We start from the raw sequence: 20925 nt of genomic DNA, 5'->3' as shown, positions 1-20925 counted from the left end.
ATCTGCAGCCGGTCGACCGGCGCGCCGCAGGCTTCGAGCGCGGCGATCGCGTCCGCCTTGGCGTCGAACACGCCGACTGGCCCGGAATTGCCGGCCCAGCTGCGGCCGGAGCCGTCGAGTTTGGCCGTGCCGCGCCGCACGCCGGCGGCGACGCGCCGCTGCTGGTCGGGCAAATCGCCTTCATAGGTGCCGGAGACTTCGAACAGCGCCACGTCGCCGATGCCCCGGTCGGCATTGCGTTGTGCCGCCGAAATGAGCCCAGGCAGCAGCGAAGGCCGCATGTCCGACATGTCGGCGGCGATCGGGTTGGCGAGCTTCAGCGCCGTCTGGCCGCCGCCGAACAGCTCGGCATGCTTTGCCGGAATGAAGGACCAGGTCACGGCCTCCATCATGCCGCGCACGGCCAGCGCTCGCTTCGCCGCGCGGGTGCGGATCTGCAGTGTCGTCAGGATCCTGCCGTTGACCGCGTCATGCGCGCCAAGCGGCTGCGGCGCGATGTTGTCGACGCCGTGGATGCGCATCACCTCCTCGACCAGGTCGGCCTTGCCGTCGACATCCGGCCGCCAGGACGGCACCTTCACCTCTACGTCGTCGCCCGAACTGCGCGGCTCGAAGCCCAGGCGGGTCAGGATAGCGAGCGCTTCCTCTCTTGGCACCTCGATGCCGGTCAGCCGCCTGACCTCCGACAACGGGAAGGAAACCACCTTCGCCCTGTGGCCGGCATAGCCGGCAACCTCGATCTCCGTCGGCATACCGCCGCAGAAGTCGAGCACCAGCTTTGTCGCCAGTTCGAGGCCTGGCACCATGAATTCGGGGTCGACACCGCGTTCGAAGCGGTAGCGCGCATCGGAGATGATGCCGAGCGTGCGGCCGGTGCGCGCCGTGGTAATCGGGTCCCAAAGCGCCGACTCGATCAGCACGTCGGTGGTGTTCTCATCGCAGCCGGAATGCTCGCCGCCCATGATGCCGGCGATGGATTCGACGCCGTCCTCGTCGGCGATCACGCACATCTCGGGCGTCAGCGTGTATTCGCGGCCGTCGAGCGCCAGTACCTGTTCGCCGTCCTTTGCCCGGCGTACGGTCAAGTTGCCGGCGACCTTTGCGGCATCGAACACATGCAGCGGCCTGCCGCGGTCGAAGGTGACGTAGTTGGTGATGTCGACCAGAGCGCTGATGGGCCTGAGCCCGATGGCGAGCAGCCTCTGCTGCAGCCATTTTGGCGACGGGCCGTTCCTCACGCCTCTGACCAACGTGAGCGCGAAGCCGGGGCAGAGCTCCGGAGCCTCGATCTTGACCTTGACTGGACACATGCCGGTACCGGCATGTGGCATGATCCCGCCGCCGACGAGCCGGCCGAGCCCGCTCGCCGCGAGGTCGCGTGCGATGCCGTAGACGCTGGTCGCATCCGGCCGGTTCGGCGTCAGATTGATCTCGATCACCGGGTCGTCGAGATGGGCATAGGCGGCGAAGCTGGTGCCGAGCGGCGCATCCGCCGGCAAGTCGATGATGCCATTGTGCTCGTCGGAAATCTCCAGCTCGCGCTCGGAGCACATCATGCCGTGGCTCTCGACGCCGCGGATCTTGCCGACCGAGAGCGTCACGTCGATGCCGGGAACATAGGTGCCGGGCGCGGCGAAGGCGCCGATCAGGCCGGCGCGGGCGTTCGGCGCGCCGCAAACCACTTGCACCGGCGGCTTGCCGTCGCCGGTGTCGACCGTCAACACGCGCAGCCGGTCGGCGTCGGGATGCTGCACTGCCGTCAGCACTTTAGCGATGACGAAGGGCTTCAGGCCCGCCTTGTCGTCGACATGTTCGACCTCGAGGCCGATCGCGGTCAGCCGTTCGACGATCTCGGTCAGCGACGCGTCGGTCTCGAGATGGTCCTTGAGCCAGGAGAGGGTGAATTTCATAGCTGTGTTCCGTTGGGTCTGGGCACGCTGGTCTTCAGGTGTCTCGGCAAGTCGTCCGGCATGTGCAGGAAGGGAAGCTGCTCGCGCACATGGGCATGGTGCGTCGGCTTGAAATAGGCCGGCATGTCCATGGCACCGAGCGTGAAATAGATGTGGCCGCTGAGCCGCCCGTCCACATAGGCGATTGGCGAGCCGCAAATGCCACAGAAGGATCGCGTCACCGGGCCGTTCTCGAACTTCTTCAGCGCCTTGCCGTCGAGCGCCACCTGGTCGGCCATGAAGCCGACAAAGGCCGACACCGGCGCGCCGCTCGCCCGCCGGCAATCGCCGCAATGGCAATAGCTGATGTGGTGCGGCTCGGCTGACGCCTCGAACCGCACCGCGCCGCAGCGGCAGCCGCCGGTGTGCGGCGCTGTCATGCGGAGAGGCCTCCGAACAGCGTCGGCATGTCGAGCGGCCGGAAGCCGTAATGCGACAGCCAGCGCACATCGGCGTCGAAGAAGGCGCGCAGGTCCGGCATGCCGTATTTCAGCATGGCGATGCGGTCGATGCCCAAGCCCCAGGCAAAGCCCTGGTATTCGTTGGGATCGAGTCCGCCATGGCGCAGCACGTTGGGATGCACCATGCCGCAGCCCAGTATCTCCATCCAGTCGGAGCCTTCGCCGAAGCGCACCTCGCCGGGCCGCGAACGGTCGCACTGGATGTCGACCTCGAGGCTCGGCTCGGTGAACGGGAAGAAGGACGGCCGGAAGCGCATCTTGACGTTAGGCACCTCGAAGAACGCCTTGCAGAACTCCTCCAGCACCCACTTCATGTTGGCGACGTTGGCTGATCTGTCGATCACCAAACCCTCGACCTGATGGAACATCGGCGAGTGCGTGGCGTCCGAATCCTGCCGGTAGGTCTTGCCGGGAATGACGATGCGGATTGGCGGCTTCTGCCGCTCCATGGTGCGGATCTGCACCGGCGAGGTGTGCGTGCGCAACAGCTTGCGCTCGCCCTTCTCGTCCGGCTGGAAGAAGAAGGTGTCGTGCATCTCGCGCGCCGGATGGCCTTCCGGGAAGTTCAGCGCGGTGAAATTGTAATAGTCGGTCTCGACATCGGGACCTTCGGCGATGGCGAAGCCGAGGTCGCCGAAGATCGCCGCGATCTCGTCGATGACCTGGCTGATCGGATGGATGCGGCCGCGCTCGGCCGGCGACTGGCGCACCGGCAGCGTCACGTCGACTGTCTCGGCGGCCAGCCGGGCAGCGATCGCCACGTCCTTCAGTTCCGCCTTGCGCGCCGTGAGCGCCTCGGTGACGCGGTTCTTCAGCCCGTTGATCGCCGGGCCTTTCACCTGCCGCTCCTCGGCGCTCATCGCGCCAAGCGTCTTCAGCATTTCGGAGACCGAGCCCTTCTTGCCCAGCGCCGAGACACGCACCGCCTCGATCGCCTGCTCGTCGGCGGCCGACGCAATGTCGGCCATCAGGGAATTTTCGAGAGTTTCCATGTCACTCATGTTCCAGACCTGATTGAGCCAAAGAAAAACCCGCGCCAGCCCTGCCAGCGCGGGTTTCCCAAATCAAGTGTCGAATAAGCTTGGGAAGGCGCTGGTTAGGCTACAGCGCTTTCAAAAGCGTTCGGCGTGGTGTTCTTGAGGTATTCGAGCGCGACCTTGGCCTTGGCCACCAGCGCGGCGAAAGCCTGCGGCTCGTGGATGGCCATGTCCGACAGGACCTTGCGGTCGATCTCGATGCCGGCCTTGTTGAGGCCGTCGATGAAGCGGCCATAGGTCAGGCCGTGCTCGTGGGTCGCGGCGTTGATGCGCTGGATCCACAGCGCGCGGAACGAACGCTTGCGGTTCTTGCGGTCACGATAGGCGTACTGCAGCGACTTTTCCACCGCCTGCTTGGCGATGCGGATGGTGTTCTTCCGGCGGCCGTAGAAACCCTTGGCGGCTTTCAGGACCTTCTTGTGCTTGGCGTGAGCGGTGACGCCTCTCTTTACGCGTGCCATGTCATGATCTCCTTAAAACGTTGTCCAGGCCGAATGCTCAGAGGCCGTTCGGCAGAAAATTCTTGATGACCTTCTTGCCGTCCGGTTCAGCCAGAACCATCGTGCCGCGGGCATCGCGAATGAACTTGTTGGAACGCTTGATCATGCCGTGGCGCTTGCCGGCGGCAGCCGACAGCACCTTGCCGGTGGCAGTAATCTTGAACCGCTTCTTGGCGGCCGATTTGGTCTTCATCTTGGGCATTTTGCTACTCCGTATTGTGGGCGCACCATCGCGCTTCTTGTTCGCTTCGGGCCGACCAAAGCCCGAAAAGCAAATGAAACCGCCACGGCATGCCCTGCCGGGCGGTTTTTGTTTTTTGCTCTGCGTATCGTGCGTTCCGTAAATCAGAGATGATTTCCGGGCCGATACGCGGAACGGCGGTCCTATAGATCAAAGCGGGCCCGGGCGCAACACCTCAGGCTGTGCGACGCTCTGTCCTTCAGGGAAGGCGGAAAAGCACCGGCAGCACACCCGACTGCTGCGCGCCGTCAATCAGCTCGAAGGCCGGCAGGGCGACCAGGAACACCAGCCCGTCGAGCAGCGTGGTGAGCAGCAGGCGCGGCTTGAAGCTGCCGGTATCGCCTTCATCGTAGAGCGAGAGGTTGGGAAAGAAGCGCGGCACGCGCGCGACATAGGTCTGGTAGGGTGCGCCGAGCGCCTCCTTGAGGAACTTCTCCTCGCGCAGGATGACGATGTGGAAGGCGCCGGCGCATAGGGCCGCGAAGAGGATGATCCCGGTGAACGAGCCGATCTGCGCCCCGACGCCGGCGGCGGCGACCGTCGAGAACACATAGAGCGGGTTGCGGGTGATCGAGTAGGGGCCGCCGGTAACCACTTCGGAGGATTTGCGTCCGCCGATATAGAGCGTCGACCACAGGCGGCCGACGACGCCGAGGAAGATCAGCAGCACACCCAACATCTCGATCGACTCATGCACCCAGGTATCGGGCGGAAAGGTCGACTGGCCGAACAACAGCGCTGCGAACAGCACCACGATCAGCACCGCAATCACCATTCTGCGTATTTGCTGGTAATTGCCCAACCCATATTTTGCATGGGTGGTGTCAGGGAATTTGACGTCATCGACCATGATACATCCGATCGTCGAGATTGCCGGCGATCGGATTGAAAACTGGCGCCCCGCCGATCGTCGGGACGCCCTGCTCCGCAATTCAGGCGGATTTTAGGGCACGCTGCGGTGAAGGCTGGTCAATTCTGCTTTCTCGAAGCCGTGATCGAAGCGAAGGCTTGGGCAGTCATGCGGCACGGATCGGACTGGAAGAAGGTGCCCGCCCCGTTTAACGGGGCGCCAGCACCATCATCATCTGGCGGCCTTCGAGCTTTGGTTCCGCCTCGACCTTGGCGATCGGCGCCACCTCCTCGCGGACCTTGTTCAGAAGCTGCATGCCGAGTTCCATATGCGCCATCTCGCGGCCGCGGAAGCGCAGCGTAAGCTTGACCTTGTCGCCTTCCTCGAAGAAGCGGCGCACCGCCTTCATCTTGGTCTCGTAGTCATGGCTGTCGATGTTCGGGCGCATCTTGATCTCCTTGATCTCGATGACCTTCTGGTTCTTGCGCGCCTCGGCCGCCTTCTTCTGGTTGGCGTATTTCAGCTTGCCGAGATCGAGGATTTTTACGACGGGCGGCTGTGCGTTGGGCGATATCTCGACGAGGTCGAGCCCGGCTTCTTCGGCGAGCAGCAATGCGTCGTTGATGGAAACTTCGCCACGGTTCTGGCCTTCGGCGTCGATAAGCTGGACCCGGGGAACCCGGATGTCACGGTTGGAGCGCGGCCCATCCTTGGTGGGCGCCGCTGCTTTGAAAGGTCTGCGAATGGTCGTGGTCTCCTTGGGCCGTTTCGTTCAGGGTTCAAAAGTTCGGATCGTCGGGACGCGCCAATGTGGTGAGCGCGCGGCGCAAGTCAATAGCACAGGCTTCTCAAGAAATCACCTGATCCCGCGCCTGCACCAAGCAAAGAAAGTTACTGAGCACTTTTCGTCGAACGCCCCGCCGTGCCAAAAGACCGGCGTGAGGAACAGGACCTACCGCCAGCCATGACCGCCAACGCTCCCGTGTATCTGGATGTCGAGGGAACCAGCATCGCCGTCAGGCAGGCGCAAGGTGCCGCGCCCGGCATCGTCTGGCTCGGCGGCTACAAATCGGACATGCTGGGCACCAAGGCCGAGACGCTGGCCGGATGGGCGGCAAAAGATGGCCGGGCCTTCTTGCGCCACGATTATTCCGGACATGGCGAGTCCGGCGGCGCCTTCGCCGACGGCACCATCTCGAAATGGCTGGCCGAAAGCCTTGCTGTGTTTCGCCGTTTCACGCAGGGCAGCCAGATCCTGGTCGGCTCCTCGATGGGCGCCTGGATTGCGCTGCGCATGGTGCAGGAGCTGCGCAAGACGGGTGACGCCAACGTCGCCGGCCTGGTGCTTTTGGCGCCGGCGCCGGATTTTACCGCCGAGTTGATCGAGCCGGTGCTGACCGAGGCGCAGAAACACGATCTGTCCGAGAAAGGGTTCTTCGCCGAACCGTCGGACTATTCGGCCGAGCCCTATATCTACACCCGTGCTCTGATCGAGGACGGCAGGCGGAACCTGGTGATGGACGGGCCGATCGATACCCATTGCCCGGTGCACATCCTGCAGGGCCTCGCCGATCCGGAAGTGCCGTCCAGCCATGCGCTGAAGCTCGCGGCGCTCCTGCCGGCCGACGACGTGACGCTTTCGCTCATTCCTGACGGCGACCACCGCCTGTCACGGCCGCAGGATCTCGACATGCTGGTGCGGGTGGTGGGCGATGTGGTGCAGCGAGGCCCGTGAGCATGCGCATCTCCATTCCGATATCCGCTTTCGTTGCGGCGATCATCGGTTTCGGCGGCACGCTGGCCGTCGTCATCGCCGCCGCCAAGGCGGTCGGCGCGACCCAGACCGAAACCGCGAGCGGGGTGACGGCGATCTGCCTGGCGATGGCCGTCGAGTGCCTGTGGCTGTCCTGGCGCACGAAGATGCCCATTATCACCGCCTGGTCGACGCCCGGTCTGGCGCTGGTCGCGGCATCGAGCGGCTTTTCCGTGGGCGAGGCGGTCGGCGCCTTCATCGTAACTGCCGTCCTTTTGGTCGCCACCGGCCTGTTCAAGCCGCTGACCCAGCTGATTGCCTTCCGCCGTCCGTTGCTTCCGGCATGCTGGCCGGCATCCTCGTCGGCTTCGCCACCAATGCCTTCAAGGCCATTCCCGGCGACCCCTGGCTGATCCTGCCGCTGATCGCGGCCTTCTTCGTCATCCGGCTGTTCAACCCGGCGCTGTCGGTGCTGGCGGTGCTGATCGGCGGCGGGCTGGCCGCCTTCCTGACCGGCCGTGTCGGCGGCCTGCCGGTGCCGGAACTGTCGACGCTGACGCTGATCGCGCCGCATTTCACGGCGAGCGCCATCATCGGGCTCGCGCTGCCGCTCTACCTTGTCACCATGGCTTCGCAGAACCTCTCCGGCCTCGCCGTGCTCAGAGCCGCCGGCTATCATCCCGAGCCCGGCCCGCTGATCGGCGTTACCGGCTTCTTTTCCCTGCTGTCGGCGCCATTTGGCGGCGCCACCTCCAACCTGGCGGCCATTTCGGCGGCGATCTGCACCGGGCCGGACGTCCATCCCGACCCCGCCGAACGCTGGAAGACCGGGCCTTTCTACGCACTCGCCTATTTCGTCTTCGCCGTCTTCGGCGCCTCGCTGGTGGCGATCTTCGCAGTATTGCCGCAGAGCCTGATCGTGCTGGTGGCGGGTCTTGCGCTGATCGCGCCGCTGACCAATGCGCTTTCGATCGCGCTCAAGGACGAGGGCCACCGCATGGCCGCGATCGTCACCTTCGCCGTCACCGCTTCGGGCCTGACGCTGTTCGGCGTTGGCGCGGCATTTTGGGGCCTGGTCGCCGGCATGGTTGTGCTTTTCCTCGAAGAACTCAAAATGAGACAATCATTTCAGCCTCTTGTCCGCTTTTGGGTGCGCTCGTCTTGAATCGCTGTTTTGCCCTTCCCATTTCGATTCCACGCAGCCGGAATTGGCTGTCTCCAACGGAAGGACTGGGAGAAAATGAACACAACTGCATTGATCCGTCCGGCCTGGACGCCGGCGACCATCGCACTGATGGTGATCGGCTTCATGGTGTTCTGGCCGCTCGGCTTCGCCATGCTCGCCTACATCATCTGGGGCGACCGGCTCGACGGCTTCAAGCGTGACGTGAACCGCGCTACCGACGGCATCTTCGCCGGCTGCCGCCGCGGCTCCGACAAGGCCGCGCGCTGGGGCCACGGCTCGTCGCGCACCGGCAACGTCGCCTTCGACGACTGGCGCGAGAAGGAGCTCGACCGCCTGGCCGAGGAACGCCGCAAGCTTGACGAGATGCTGACGGAGTTCGATGAATATGCCCGCGAGCTGCGCCGCGCCAAGGACCAGGACGAGTTTGACCGTTTCATGGCTCAGCGCAACAAGCCGACCGCTCCGACGACGACCACCGGGTCGACGACTTCGAAGCGCGGCAAGGGCTCGAACCTGCTTGACGACTGAGACCCCGCGACAGGTCTCGGCACGATAGGCGGCGTCGCGCGAGCGGCGCCGGTTCTTTTTTGTTCTATCCGTTTTCCTCGAATCGCGTATCGTTCTGCCATGACCATCGGGTTCTTCCGCAATCTGACGAAACCCAAGCCAGCGCCTGTCGTCGAGCGCGAGCATAAAGTCGCCGGTCGCACGCTGCCGCTCAAGATCGTCGAGAACCACAGGGCGCGCCGGTTGACGCTGCGCATCGATTCCGGCGGCCAGGGCCTGCGCATCACCGTGCCGCCGGGCCTGCGCCGCGGCGAGGTGGAGAAATTCCTGGATCGTCATCAGGATTGGCTGGAGCAGCGGCTGGCCAAGGTGCCGACAAGGCCGCAGGTGCGGCCGGGCATCAAGATTCCGGTGCGCGGCGTGGCGCATCGCATCGTCCATGATCCGTCCAAGCGTGGCACCGTCACCATCTCGCGCGACGAGCGCGGCCCGCTGCTCATCGTGCATGGCGAGCGCGTGCACCTGCCGCGCCGCATCGCCGATTATCTGAAGCGCGAGGCCAAGCGCGAGATCGAGAAGCTGGTGGTCAAACACACCGAAGCGCTCGGCAAGCGCGCCAAGGCGATCCGCTTCAAGGACACCTCCAGCCGCTGGGGCTCGTGCACCTCGGAAGGCAATCTATCCTTCTCCTGGCGCATCATGATGGCGCCGGCGCCGGTGATAAACTACCTCGTCGCGCATGAGGTGGCGCATCTGAAAGAGATGAACCACGGCCCGAAATTCTGGAAACTGTGCGAAAAGCTCTGCCCCGACACCGACCGCTGCAAGGACTGGCTGAAGCGCAATGGCGGCGCCCTGCAGGCCATCGTGTTCGATTGACGCTGCGGGCGGCCTTGGGCCGGCCGCTCAGTCATCATTCGCCGCGTTCAGTTCCTCCGGTCGCAACCCCTCGGCGCCATGTTGTGGCCACGGCAGGAAATTGCGGTCGAAGGCGTCACCACCGAAATAATCCAGCGCGCGGTGCGCCTCGGCGCCGTTGAAGGCGGCCTTGTCCATCAGATGCGAGATCACCTCGCGCGCTTGCGCGATCTTCTGCCTGAGTTCGGCAACGGTCTGGTCGGCCATGATTGTCTGCTCCCGCCTGTTGTCCCTCTTTGAAAGGTAGTGCTTTCCGCGGTGGCGGCAACAGCATGCTTTTTCTCGACTCTTCGGCCGTTTCGTGCCAATCCCCGCGCCATGGCGCTCGACATCAAGATCTGCGGGTTGAAGACCGACGAGGCAATGGCCGCGGCGCTGGCTGGCGGCGCCAGCCATGTCGGCTTCATCTTTTTCGCCAAGAGCCCTCGCTATATCGAGCCCGCCGACGCTGGCCGTCTGCGCGAGGCGGCGCGCGGCAAGGCCCTGGCGGTTGCCGTGACCGTCGACGCCGGTGATGCGTTCCTGGATGAGATCGTCGCCAGGATGCAGCCTGATATGCTGCAGCTGCATGGCACCGAAACGCCCGAGCGGGTGGCCGAGGTGAAAGCCCGCTATGGCCTGCCGGTGATGAAGGCATTGTCGATCAGCGAAGGGGCCGATCTGGAGCGGATAAAACCGTTCGTCGGCATCGCCGACCGCTTCCTGTTCGACGCCAAGCCGCCGAAAGGTTCCGAATTGCCGGGCGGCAACGGCGTCGCCTTCGACTGGCATATCCTTGCCGGCCTTGACGCCGGCGTCGATTACATGCTTTCCGGTGGGCTCAACGCCGCCAACATCGGCGATGCCCTGAGATCAGCCAATCCGCCCGGTATCGACATTTCGTCGGGGGTGGAGAGCGCCCCGGGCGTCAAGGAACCGGCGCTGATCGAGCAGTTTTTCCGGGCCGTCAGGGCCGCGCGCGACGACCGCGCCGCTTGAGCAATTCTTGAATCAGGAGATCGGCGATGAACAAGCCGGCTATGCCCAATTCCTTCCGCACCGGGCCCGACGAGCAGGGCATGTTCGGCATCTTCGGCGGCCGCTTCGTCGCTGAGACGCTGATGCCGCTGATCCTCGACCTCGAACGACACTGGAACGAGGCCAAGAATGATCCGGAGTTCAAGGCCGAGCTAACCGCCCTGTCGACCTACTATGCCGGGCGGCCGTCAAAGCTCTATTTCGCCGAAGGCCTCACGAAACATCTCGGCGGCGCCAAGGTCTATTTCAAGCGCGAGGATTTGAACCACACCGGCTCGCACAAGATCAACAATTGCCTCGGCCAGATCCTGCTTGCCAAGCGCGTGGGCAAGAAGCGCATCATTGCCGAGACTGGCGCCGGCCAGCATGGCGTTGCCTCCGCCACAGTCGCGGCGCGCTTCGGCTATCCGTGCGTCGTCTACATGGGCGCCACCGACGTCGCCCGCCAGAGCCCCAACGTCTTTCGCATGAAGCTGCTCGGCGCCGAGGTGCGGCCGGTCACCGCCGGCCACGGCACGCTGAAGGACGCCATGAATGAGGCGCTGCGTGATTGGGTGACCAATGTCGAGGACACCTATTACCTGATCGGCACCGCGGCCGGCCCGCATCCCTATCCGGAGCTGGTGCGCGACTTCCAGTCCGTGATCGGCACGGAAGCCCGCGCCCAGATCCTTGAACAGGAAGGCCGGCTGCCCGACACGATCATCGCCGCCGTCGGCGGTGGCTCCAACGCCATCGGCCTGTTCCACCCTTTCCTCGACGACAAGGACGTCCGCATCATCGGCATCGAGGCCGGCGGGCGCGGCCTCGACGGCGTCGAGCATTGCGCCTCGATGAACGCCGGCGCGCCCGGCGTGCTGCATGGCAACCGCACCTATCTTCTGCAAAATTCGGATGGCCAGATCATGGACGGCCATTCGATCTCGGCCGGTCTCGACTATCCGGGCGTCGGGCCGGAGCATTCCTGGCTGCGCGACTCTGGCCGCGTCGAATATGTGCCGATCCTCGACGACGAGGCGTTGGAAGCCTTCCAACTGACGACGCGCGTCGAAGGCATCATCCCGGCGTTGGAATCGGCCCATGCCATCGCCCATGCGATGAAGATTGTGCCGGCCATGGACAAGGACCAGATCGTCATCGTCAACCTGTCCGGCCGCGGCGACAAGGACGTGCACACGGTGGCCAACATGCTGGGCATGGAGATCTGAACATGACGACCCGCATCGACCGCCGCATGGCCAAGTTGAAAGCCGAGGGCCGCCCGGCGCTCGTCACCTATTTCATGGGCGGCGACCCCGACTACGACACTTCCCTCGCCATCATGAAGGCGCTGCCCGGAGCAGGCAGCGACGTCATCGAGCTCGGCATGCCGTTTTCCGATCCAATGGCCGACGGTCCGGCCATCCAGGCGGCGGGCCTGAGAGCCCTCAAGGGCGGCCAGACGCTGGTCAAGACGCTGAGGATGGCGTCGGAATTCCGCGCGAGCGACAATGAGACGCCGATCGTGCTGATGGGCTACTACAACCCGATCTACATCTACGGCGTCGAGCGCTTCCTCACCGACGCCAAGGCGAGCGGCATCGACGGGCTGATCGTCGTCGACCTGCCGCCGGAAATGGACGAGGAACTCTGCATCCCGGCGCTGAAAGCCGGCATCAACTTCATCCGCCTGGCGACGCCGACCACCGACGACAGGCGCCTGCCCAAGGTGTTGGAGAACACCTCCGGCTTCGTCTATTACGTCTCGATGACCGGCATCACCGGCTCCGCGCTCGCCGACACCGCCAAGGTGGCGGCGGCGGTCAAGCGCATCAAGGGTCACACCGAGCTGCCGGTCTGCGTCGGCTTCGGCGTCAAGACCGCCGAGCAGGCGCGCACCATCGGCGCCTCGGCCGACGGCGTCGTCGTCGGCACCGCCATCGTCAACGCGGTCGCCAACGTGCTGGGGCCGAAGGGCGAAAAGACCGCCGATCCGGCCGAGGCGGTGGCTACTTTGGTCAGCGGCCTTGCCCAGGGCGTCCGCTCGGCCCGCCTTGCCGCCGCCGAATAGTTTTCCTACCTCTTCCTCGTCAGGACGGGAGCCGAAGCGATGAACTGGATCACCAATTACGTTCGCCCGAAGATCAATTCGATGCTCGGCCGGCGCACCGACATGCCCGAGAATCTCTGGATCAAGGATCCCGAGACCGGCGAGATGGTGTTCCATAAGGATCTCGAATCCAACCAGTTCGTCATCCCGTCCTCCGGCCATCACATGAAGATCTCGGCCAAGGAGCGGCTGAAGTATTTCTTCGACGACGGCAAATACGAGACGCTGGAAAATCCCAAGGTCGTGCAGGACCCGCTGAAATTCCGCGACGAGAAGCGCTACACCGACCGGCTGAAGGACGCCAAGGCCAAGACCGGGCTGGAGGATGCCATCGTCAATGCGCTGGGCAGCATCGAAGGCCTGCCGGTGGTGGTGACCGTGCAGGACTTCGCCTTCATGGGCGGCTCGCTCGGCATGGCCGCCGGCGACGCCATCGTCCATGCGTTCGAGGTTGCCCTGCAGCGCAGGCGGCCGCTGATCCTGTTCGCGGCCTCCGGCGGCGCCCGCATGCAGGAAGGCATCCTTTCACTGATGCAATTGCCGCGCACCACGGTCGGCGTCGACCGACTGAAGGAAGCCGGCCTGCCCTATATCGTCGTGCTGACCAACCCGACGACCGGCGGCGTCACCGCCTCCTATGCTATGCTGGGCGACGTCCACATCGCCGAGCCCGGTGCGCTGATCGGCTTCGCCGGGCCGCGCGTCATCGAGCAGACCATCCGCGAAAAACTGCCCGACGGCTTCCAGCGCTCCGAATATCTGATGGAGCACGGCATGGTCGACATGGTGGTGTCGAGGCTGGAGATGCGCCAGACCATCGCGCGGCTTCTGAAGATGCTGCTCAAGATGCCGCAGGCAGACAAGCCGCTCGAGCCCGAGATCCTGCCGCCGGCGCTCGCCCAGCCGGAAGCGCGACCGCAGGCGTGACGCGACACTGAACGCCGCGAGGCGCGATTGCGCGCACCGTCCGGTGCTGTAGCTTTTTGATTTGCGCATGATCCTTTCCGAAACCGATTTCCGGTTTCGGGGTCATGCGCTAGGATTCGTCCATGACAACGCTTGCCGCCGACCGCGAAATCGAAAGCCTGATGGCGCTTCACCCGAAGGGCTTCGACCTTTCGCTCGACCGCATCACGCGGCTGCTCGAACGTCTCGGCAATCCGCAGGAGTTGATCCCGCCGGCAATCCACATTGCCGGCACCAACGGCAAGGGTTCCTGCGCCGCCTTCTCGCGGGCGCTGCTCGAAGCGGCCGGTCATCTCGTTCACGTGCACACGTCGCCGCATCTGGTGAACTGGCACGAGCGCTACCGTCTCGCCGCCGAAGGCGGCGGCAGGCTGGTCGATGATCAGGTCTTTGCCGAAGCCATCGCCCGCGTTGCGGCCGCCAATGAAGGCCAGAAGATCACGGTCTTCGAAATCCTCACCGCCGTCACCTTCCTGCTGTTCGCGGAGCATCCGGCCGAAGCCGCAATCATCGAGGTCGGCCTTGGCGGCCGCTTCGACGCCACCAATGTCATCGCCAGGCCGGCGGTGTCGGTGATCATGCCGGTGTCGATGGACCATGAAGCCTATCTCGGCGACCGGGTCGAACTGATCGCCGCCGAGAAGGCCGGCATCATCAAGCCCGGCTGCCCGGTCGTCATCGGCGCGCAGGAAAGCGAGACGGCGCTGCAGGTGCTGATCGATACCGCCGAGCGGCTCGACTGCCCGACCTTCGTCTACGGCCAGGATTTCCTCGCTTTCGAAGAAAATGGGCGCATGGTCTACCAGGACGAGGACGGCCTGATGGACCTGCCGCCGCCGCGCCTGCCCGGACGCCACCAGTTCGCCAACGCGGCAGCGGCGATTGCCGCGATCAAGGCGGCGGGCTTCGAGATCAGCCACCGCGCCACCGAAAAGGCGATGGGCAGCGTCGCCTGGCCCGGTCGCATGCAGAAGCTGACCCAGGGCCGACTGACGGAGCTGGCGCCGAAGGGCGCCGATATCTGGCTCGACGGCGGCCACAATCCCGGCGCCGGCCTTGTTATCGCCGAAGCGCTGGCCGAGCAGGAAGAGAAGCACCCGCGGCCGCTGTTTCTGATCTCCGGCATGATCAACACCAAGGACCAGAGCGGCTATTTCCGGGCCTTCAAGGGCCTCGCCCGGCACGTCTATACGGTGCCGGTGAGCCTCAGCGACGCTGGCGTGCCCAATGACGAGCTGGCGCTGCGCGCCGGCGAGGCCGGCCTGTCAGCCGAGCCCGTCAGTTCAGTTGCCAGCGCGTTGATGCTACTGCGCGATACCTGGGACGGTCCGCCGCCGCGCATCCTGATCGGCGGCTCGCTTTACCTTGCCGGCGCGGTGCTGGCCGAAAATGGCACGCCGCCCACCTGACGTCGGATTTCTCGCAAGCATGGGGCGTCCTATCTGACCAGCGCAAGGAGCCCGTCGTGATCAAGGTCAAGCAACTCGCCCACGTCTGCATCTTCGCGCATGAGCTGGAAGCGACGCGAGGCTTCTACCGCGACGTCCTCGGCATGGACACCCAGTTCAATTTCCTGCGCGACGGCAAGGTCTTCGGCTTCTACCTCAATTGCGGCGGCCGCAGCCATGTCGAGGTGTTCCAGAAAGGCGAGGCCAGCTACAGCGACCAGAACCAGATCAACCACTTCTGCCTCGAAGTGGAGGATATCGACGCCGCGATCGCTCATATCAGGTCGAAGGGCGTCGAGGTCACGTCGAAGAAGCATGCCTGCGACGACACCTTTCAGGCCTGGATCCGCGATCCCAACGGCGTGAAGATCGAGCTGTTCGAATACACCGGAAAGAGCGCGCAATTCACCGGCGGCGACCGCATCGCCGACTGGTGACTGCCGCACGCTGTCTGCGGACTACTTCAGTTCGATCTCGATGAAGGCGTACTCGCTGTCATTGTCGCTGATGACGTCGTGCTCGACGCCTTCCTTGCGGAAATAGGGCGCTCCCTTCTTCATCTCGGCGAAGGATTCGCCGTCCTTGGTCAGCAGCTTCACCTTTCCGTCCATCAGCGGCACGATGACATAGTCATGGCCATGACGGTGCCAGCCGGTATTGTCGCCGGGCTGGAAGCGATATTCGGTGACGATGACGCGCTCATTGTCGATGAAGACGGTGGCCTTGGCTGTTCCGGTCATGATGTTCTCCTGTCCGTCCCAAGCAGAAGACATGGAGGCAGCGCGCGCGAGGGCCAGAGGGCGCTGAGGGATGGCGCCAAAGAAAAAGCCCGGCGCGATGGCCGGGCTTGTCCTGCAAACTTCTCGATTGGCTCACGCGAGGCTGCCGTTGATCCAGTGCGACAGCGCGGTCTTCGGCGCCGCGCCCACCTTCATGTCGGCCACTTCGCCGCCCTTGAAGATCATCAGCGTCGGGATCGAGCGCACGCCGAACTGCGCGGCAAGCTCGGGATTCTCGTCGATATTGAGCTTGGCGATCTTCACCTTCGAGCCAAGCTCCTTGGCGATGTCTTCCAGCGCCGGAGCGATCATCTTGCAGGGGCCGCACCATTCGGCCCAGAAATCCACCACGACCGGCTCCTTGGCGTTGAGCACATCGGCCTGGAAATTGCTCTTGTCGACCTTGACGGTGGTCATGCGGAAATCCTTTCAAGAACTCGGGTTGCACCAAATGTGGTGGTGACAGAGATCTAATTCAAGCAGTGCTTGTGTCACGCTCCCGTGAGTCGGGCAAGGGCATCATCCATCGCGCTGGCCGGCAGTTCGATCAGCCTTGGCGCTTCGGTGAACAGCAGCGCGGCCTGGACATCGCGGCCGGGATAGAGCGGCTGCAGCAGCGCGCGGTAGAGCGCAAGCTGCAGCACATAGGCCGGCGGCACCTCCTCCAGCGTCGTCGGCGCCGGCCGGTTGGTCTTGTAGTCGACGATCGACACGCTGTGCTCAGAGACCGCCAGCCGGTCGATCTTGCCGGAGATCGAGCGCAGCTTTCCCTTCACCTCGAGGCTGCCCATCACCGCGATTTCGGCGCGGGATGCGGGCGAGAACAGGGGGGCGAATAGGGGATCGGCGAGGATCGCAAGCACCGCGTTCAACGCTTTCACGCGCTCGGCTTCCGACCATGCCGCGCCGGCGCGCGCCAGATAGCGCTCGGCGGCGTCCTTGCGCCCGCCTTCGGCGATCGAAGGCAACATCTGCAGCAATTTGTGCAGCGCCAGCCCGCGCAGGACGGCGAAGCCTGGCTCGGCCTCGGCGTCCAGCACCGGCGAGCGCGTGTCGGTCACCGTCTCCTTCGCCTCGTCGATCAGCGCCGAGGCGCCGGAGGGCGACAGCGGCCGTGGCAGCTCCTCATACGGGGGCAACGGGCGGAACAGGCTTTCCGGCAGTGGCACGACATGCTCGATCGGGCTCTCCGCCTCGGCCGCCGCCAACGCCACCGGCGGCAATTTGGTCATATGGAAGCGGTGCACGACGACCTCCGCCGCCGCCGGGTGGCGGCGCTCCATGCTTTCCGGCGCGCCGAGCAGCGCCCGGCTGACGATCGAATGCCAGGTGCCGGTGCTCGGCGCCCGCTTGCCATGGTATCCGCAGACGACCAGCCGGTCCTCGGCGCGCGTCATGCCGACATAGAGCAGTCGGCGGTATTCGTCGTCGGCGAGTTCGCGGGCATGCGCGGCGGCGGCCTTCGAAAAGCCGTTGGCGACGTCGCCGGCCGAGCGCCAGAGATAACCCTTGCCGTCGAAATGCTGGCCCGAGCCCTGGAACGGCATCAGGCGCGGCAAATGCTGGTCGCTGAACGGCGCCGAGCCGCCATCGACCAGGAAGACGACCGGCGCCTCCAGGCCCTTGGCGGCGTGCACGGTCATGACGCGGACCTCGTCGCGGGTCTGGTCCATCTCGCGCTTGATCTCGGGTCCGCTGCTTTCCAGCGTCGCCAGGAAGGCCTCCAGTCCCGGCAGGCCGGTGCGCTCCTCGGCCAGGCAGAAGCTCAGGAATTCGTCGATGATATCGCCGGCTTCCGGTCCGAGCCGGGCGATCATCTTCTTGCGCAGGCCGTCGCGGGCGAGTGCGGCGGCATAGAATTCGAACAGCGGCTTGAACGCCGCCTCGTTCGCCCAGGCGTCGAGTTGCGCCACCACCGGGGCCAGCGCCGGATCCTCTCCGGCCTGCTGCCTCAGTGAGGCGACCAGCGATTGGCCGGAAGGGCGTCCGTTAGCCAGCGAAAAGAGCCGCTCCTCGGACACGTCGAAGACAGGGCTGCGAAGCACGGCCGCCAGCGATAGGTCGTCCTGCGGCTGGATGAGGAAATGGCCGAGCGCGATCAGGTCCTTCACCGCAATGTGGCCGGGTAGGCTCAGCCGGTCGGCGCCGGCGACCGGAATGTCGCGGCGTTTCAAGGCGCGGGTCAATGCATGCACGAAGCTGTCGCGCTTGCGCACCAGCACGAGCACGTCGCCAGGCCCCAACCGCTTGCCGCGGCCTTCGATGATTTCACCGTTGCCGATCCAACCGGCAATGGTGGTCGCAACATTCTCGGCAACGCGCACAGCTGGCGCATGGGCATGGTCGACGGCCTGGGTCCAGTCGTCCGGCTCGTCGACCATTTCCGCGCCGATCGACGGCCAGACCTCGACATAGCCCGGCGCATCGGTTCGGATCGCCTTGTGGCTCAGCGCATCAGGGTCATGGCTGATCCCGCGCCTGATTCCGGGATCGGCAAAGACACGGTCGACGGCGGCCAGCACGTCGTCGCTGGAGCGGAACGACCAGGTCAGCTTGAGATCGGCGAAGGAGAATCCTGCGTCGCGCACGCGTCCGGCAAATAGTTGCCTGCTCTCGGCAAAGGAATCGGGCGCGGCACCCTGGAAGGAATAGATCGACTGCTTCTCGTCGCCGACGGCAAACATCGTGCGATGGACGGCTTCACGCTGTCCTAGCCCGGCAAAGAACTCTTCCGTCAGCTTCTTCACCGCCTCCCATTGGTCTGGACTGGTGTCCTGCGCCTCGTCGAGCAGGATGTGGTCGATGCCCTGGTCGAGCTTGAACTGCACCCACGCACCGGCATCGGGGCGCGACAAAAGGGCGACGGTGCGGGTGATCAGGTCGTTGAAGTCGAGAAAGCCGCGGCTCCGTTTCAGATGCTCATAGCGTGCAATCAGCCAGCGGGCGACCGTCAGCGCCGCCGCGGTGCCTTCGAGCATCCTGAACAGCGCCAGCCGGTCCGACACTTCCAGGATTGCCCTGGCAGCCTCGATGTAGCGCTCCGGTAGGTCCGGCAGCCGGTCGAGCAGCACTTTTTTGAAGGCTTTTGCCGGCTCGTAGGCGGCGCCATCGGCCTTCAGGAAAGCCTTGCCGAGCAGCTCCAGCCTGCGGATCTGATCGGCTTCGGCAAAGGCCAGCCTGGCATAAGGCAGGATGTTGTTCAGCACCATGCGCGCATCGGCTGCTTCGGCGGCACGCGCGAAGCCGGCGAAATAGTCTGGCAGGAAACCGGGCAATGGCCAGAGCGAAGAGGCGATGTCCTCTGCCGTCAGGCCGGGCCTGAAGCGGAATTCGGCGAGCAGCGACCGGAAGTCGTCGCCCAGCCCCGCGATGAAGGCGCGCAGCCCGTCGCGTTTGTTCACGATCTCGGCCAGCAGCGCGTCGAGACCGGCCTCGCCGCCGCGCTCCAGCACCAGGGCGAAGGCCTCGGCCAGTCCTTCGGCGCCGGCGCTGGCGCCCGAGATCATGTCGCGGCGGGCATCGCCGAACAGCGACGCTTCCATCTGCGTGTCGAGCATCTCGAAATGCGCGGGAATGTTGGCTTCCAGCGGGAACTGGTGCAGCACCGACTCGCAGAAGGCGTGGATGGTCTGGATCTTCAGCCCGCCCGGCGTCTCCAGCGCCTCGGCGAACAACCGGCGCGCGCGGCGCATCGTGCCGGCATCGGCGCCACGGCCATCCAGCGCCACGATCCGGCTCGCCAACTCGGCATCGCCCAGCGACGTCCATTCCGACAGCGTCGAGAACACCCGGTTCGACATGTTGGCGGCGGCGGCGCGCGTGTAGGTCAGGCAAAGGATCTTCGACGGGTCGGTGCCGTTGAGCAGCAGCCGGATGACGCGCTGCGCCAGCACATGCGTCTTGCCGGACCCCGCATTGGCAGAGACCCAGGCCGAATTCAGCGGGTCGGAAGCGCGCGCCTGGCTGGCGGCGGTATCGCTCGGGATCGGGTAGGCCTTCTTCATGCCTCCCCCGCCTCGTCGTCGCTCTCGCCGCCGGCCGACCATTCGAGCACGCGGGCGAGATGGTCGTAGTCGCCATCGACCTCGCCCTCGCGGAACGGCAGCGCGCGCGACAGATAGCCGGTCGTCGGGTCGGCATAGTGGAAGAGCAGCTTCTCCAGCCGCGCCCAGGCGTCCTCGGAAAGCTCGTTGGCGGTTCGGAGCTTCCGATTGTACTCGAGGATCGATTCCGGATCGACATCGCCATTCGCCTTCAGCCGCACGAAGGCAAGCTGGGAGGGTTCGCGAATGCCGAGTTCCTTGAAGGCGCCTCGCCGCAGCAATGCGCCTTCGAGCGCGAGCTGCGGCGAAAGCAATGTATGGGCCTGTGCTTTCGAGGGCGAGGAGCCCGTCTTGTAGTCGAGGATATCGGCCATGCCTCCGGCGAGGAGGTCGATCCGGTCGGCACGCCCGGACAGGGTAACTCCAGTACGGCCGACGACGGTTCTTTCGGCACGTTCCTCGGCGTGCCGACTTGTGACATCGGGTGCACGCTGCCGCTCCCACTGGATGATGTTCGCGGCGAGCTTTTCGAAACGCGGCCACCACACCGCCTCGATGTCGGCTGGAAGCGCCGCTTCGGCGAAGCAGGCCCGGCCTGCCTCGACCAGGCTTTGCAAGGCGTCCGGCGCGCGCGGATCGGCGACCCGCCGCGAAAACAGGTGCAGGATGGCGTGGAACAGCGTGCCGCGCTCGGCGGCGCCCGGATCGCGAATGACCGGATCGAGCGGCACCAGGCCGAGGATGCGTCGGGCGTAGACTGCATAGGGATCGCGGCGCAGGGTCTCGATCTCGGTCACCGAGAAATGCTGCGGCCGGGTGGCGAGCGGCGGCCTCGGCTGCGGCCTTGGCGCGAAGTCCAGCCGCTCGCCGGCATCGAGCGCGCGCGCCCAGGAGAGCAGCGCCGCGCCGCGCCGCATCGGCGCCGCCGCGTGCTCCTTGCCGATGAAGGTCAGCATGCGCTGCAGCCAGCGCGACGGCACCGCCGGCGCGTCGCCGGAACGGGCCGCGCGCGTCAGCACCACTTTCTTCGCGCCCATCGCCATCTGGAAGTCATGCGCGGCAAGGCCGATGCGCCGCTCCGGCGGCTCGAGGTCGATGCCGGTCTTCATCAGCCGCGACATGAAGCGGTCGCTCTCCGGCTTGCGCGGCCATACACCTTCGTTGAGCCCGCCGATGACGAG

The 20925-nt window shown here is 65.1% G+C and carries 20 protein-coding genes and 2 pseudogenes; 10 read left to right on the top strand and 12 right to left on the bottom strand.

Annotation, left to right across the window (positions count from 1 at the left end; translation table 11 throughout):
* The 7 genes from pheT to infC form a co-directional block, all read right to left on the bottom strand.
* On the bottom strand, positions 1 to 1910 hold a 1910-nt coding region (gene pheT / locus EOA33_RS04845; protein ID WP_127405104.1), incomplete at its 3' end, for a phenylalanine--tRNA ligase subunit beta.
* Entirely contained in the window at positions 1907 to 2329 is a 423-nt protein-coding gene (locus tag EOA33_RS04840) for a GFA family protein (protein WP_127405103.1), read from the bottom strand. The genes EOA33_RS04840 and pheT, both read right to left, overlap by 4 nt.
* A complete protein-coding gene (gene pheS / locus EOA33_RS04835) occupies positions 2326 to 3411 on the bottom strand; it encodes a phenylalanine--tRNA ligase subunit alpha (protein ID WP_126057139.1) in 1086 nt (361 codons plus the stop codon). The genes EOA33_RS04840 and pheS overlap by 4 nt, the downstream gene beginning before the upstream one ends.
* Before the next feature lie 95 nt (positions 3412 to 3506).
* On the bottom strand, positions 3507 to 3908 hold the full coding sequence (gene rplT / locus EOA33_RS04830; protein WP_042637600.1) for a 50S ribosomal protein L20: 402 nt from the start codon (positions 3906 to 3908) through the stop codon (positions 3507 to 3509).
* Positions 3909 to 3945: 37 nt separating this feature from the next.
* Positions 3946 to 4149 (bottom strand): 50S ribosomal protein L35, encoded by a 204-nt coding sequence (rpmI, locus tag EOA33_RS04825; RefSeq protein ID WP_027166935.1) that lies wholly within the window; start codon positions 4147 to 4149, stop codon positions 3946 to 3948.
* 238 nt (positions 4150 to 4387) lie between these two features.
* On the bottom strand, positions 4388 to 5038 hold the full coding sequence (locus EOA33_RS04820; RefSeq protein WP_126057138.1) for an isoprenylcysteine carboxylmethyltransferase family protein: 651 nt from the start codon (positions 5036 to 5038) through the stop codon (positions 4388 to 4390).
* Positions 5039 to 5246: 208 nt separating this feature from the next.
* Positions 5247 to 5783: a translation initiation factor IF-3 gene (gene infC, locus EOA33_RS04815; RefSeq protein WP_126057137.1), complete on the bottom strand. Its 537-nt coding sequence runs from the start codon at positions 5781 to 5783 to the stop codon at positions 5247 to 5249.
* 219 nt (positions 5784 to 6002) lie between these two features.
* Here infC and EOA33_RS04810 point away from each other — a divergent pair, with 219 nt between their 5' ends.
* From EOA33_RS04810 to EOA33_RS04795, 4 genes and pseudogenes are all read left to right on the top strand, one after another.
* Positions 6003 to 6773, top strand: coding sequence for an alpha/beta hydrolase (locus EOA33_RS04810; RefSeq protein WP_126057136.1), 771 nt, complete (start codon positions 6003 to 6005; stop codon positions 6771 to 6773).
* Positions 6774 to 6775: 2 nt separating this feature from the next.
* Positions 6776 to 7956 (top strand): annotated as a pseudogene (locus EOA33_RS04805) (benzoate/H(+) symporter BenE family transporter).
* A 75-nt stretch (positions 7957 to 8031) separates the two neighbouring features.
* Positions 8032 to 8505, top strand: a complete 474-nt coding sequence (locus EOA33_RS04800; protein WP_126057134.1) for a DUF2852 domain-containing protein — start codon at positions 8032 to 8034, stop codon at positions 8503 to 8505.
* A 99-nt stretch (positions 8506 to 8604) separates the two neighbouring features.
* On the top strand, positions 8605 to 9363 hold the full coding sequence (locus EOA33_RS04795; RefSeq protein ID WP_126057133.1) for a M48 family metallopeptidase: 759 nt from the start codon (positions 8605 to 8607) through the stop codon (positions 9361 to 9363).
* Between the two features lie 27 nt (positions 9364 to 9390).
* On the opposite strand, the gene EOA33_RS04790 is transcribed toward EOA33_RS04795, so the two are convergent.
* The gene (locus EOA33_RS04790; RefSeq protein ID WP_126057132.1) at positions 9391 to 9609 is read right to left on the bottom strand and encodes a hypothetical protein; all 219 of its coding nucleotides are present in this window, start codon (positions 9607 to 9609) and stop codon (positions 9391 to 9393) included.
* Between the two features lie 111 nt (positions 9610 to 9720).
* Here EOA33_RS04790 and EOA33_RS04785 point away from each other — a divergent pair, with 111 nt between their 5' ends.
* The 6 genes and pseudogenes from EOA33_RS04785 (at position 9721) to EOA33_RS04760 (ending at position 15359) form a co-directional block, all read left to right on the top strand.
* Positions 9721 to 10380 (top strand): phosphoribosylanthranilate isomerase, encoded by a 660-nt coding sequence (locus EOA33_RS04785; RefSeq protein ID WP_126057131.1) that lies wholly within the window; start codon positions 9721 to 9723, stop codon positions 10378 to 10380.
* A gap of 26 nt (positions 10381 to 10406) precedes the next feature.
* Positions 10407 to 11627 carry a tryptophan synthase subunit beta gene (trpB, locus tag EOA33_RS04780; RefSeq protein ID WP_127405102.1) on the top strand — a complete coding sequence of 407 codons (1221 nt, stop codon included), beginning with the start codon at positions 10407 to 10409 and terminating at the stop codon, positions 11625 to 11627.
* A 2-nt stretch (positions 11628 to 11629) separates the two neighbouring features.
* Positions 11630 to 12469 (top strand): tryptophan synthase subunit alpha, encoded by an 840-nt coding sequence (trpA, locus tag EOA33_RS04775; RefSeq protein ID WP_126057129.1) that lies wholly within the window; start codon positions 11630 to 11632, stop codon positions 12467 to 12469.
* 39 nt (positions 12470 to 12508) lie between these two features.
* Positions 12509 to 13375, top strand: a pseudogene (gene accD / locus EOA33_RS04770) (acetyl-CoA carboxylase, carboxyltransferase subunit beta); the annotation flags it as partial.
* Positions 13376 to 13557: 182 nt separating this feature from the next.
* Positions 13558 to 14883, top strand: coding sequence for a folylpolyglutamate synthase/dihydrofolate synthase family protein (locus EOA33_RS04765; protein ID WP_126057127.1), 1326 nt, complete (start codon positions 13558 to 13560; stop codon positions 14881 to 14883).
* Between the two features lie 56 nt (positions 14884 to 14939).
* Positions 14940 to 15359: a VOC family protein gene (locus tag EOA33_RS04760; protein ID WP_126057126.1), complete on the top strand. Its 420-nt coding sequence runs from the start codon at positions 14940 to 14942 to the stop codon at positions 15357 to 15359.
* Positions 15360 to 15380: 21 nt separating this feature from the next.
* On the opposite strand, the gene EOA33_RS04755 is transcribed toward EOA33_RS04760, so the two are convergent.
* The 4 genes from EOA33_RS04755 to addB form a co-directional block, all read right to left on the bottom strand.
* On the bottom strand, positions 15381 to 15662 hold the full coding sequence (locus EOA33_RS04755) for a cupin domain-containing protein (RefSeq protein WP_126057125.1): 282 nt from the start codon (positions 15660 to 15662) through the stop codon (positions 15381 to 15383).
* Between the two features lie 132 nt (positions 15663 to 15794).
* On the bottom strand, positions 15795 to 16118 hold the full coding sequence (trxA, locus tag EOA33_RS04750) for a thioredoxin (RefSeq protein WP_126057124.1): 324 nt from the start codon (positions 16116 to 16118) through the stop codon (positions 15795 to 15797).
* A 74-nt stretch (positions 16119 to 16192) separates the two neighbouring features.
* Positions 16193 to 19705, bottom strand: a complete 3513-nt coding sequence (addA, locus tag EOA33_RS04745; RefSeq protein WP_127405101.1) for a double-strand break repair helicase AddA — start codon at positions 19703 to 19705, stop codon at positions 16193 to 16195.
* On the bottom strand, positions 19702 to 20925 hold a 1224-nt coding region (addB, locus tag EOA33_RS04740; RefSeq protein WP_127405100.1), incomplete at its 5' end, for a double-strand break repair protein AddB. The genes addA and addB, both read right to left, overlap by 4 nt.

The sequence above is a fragment of the Mesorhizobium sp. M4A.F.Ca.ET.050.02.1.1 genome (genome assembly GCF_003997725.1).
Lineage (GTDB): Bacteria > Pseudomonadota > Alphaproteobacteria > Rhizobiales > Rhizobiaceae > Mesorhizobium.
The sequence above is the reverse complement of the archived record's forward strand: the minus strand, read 5'-3'. Positions and strand labels throughout refer to the sequence as shown.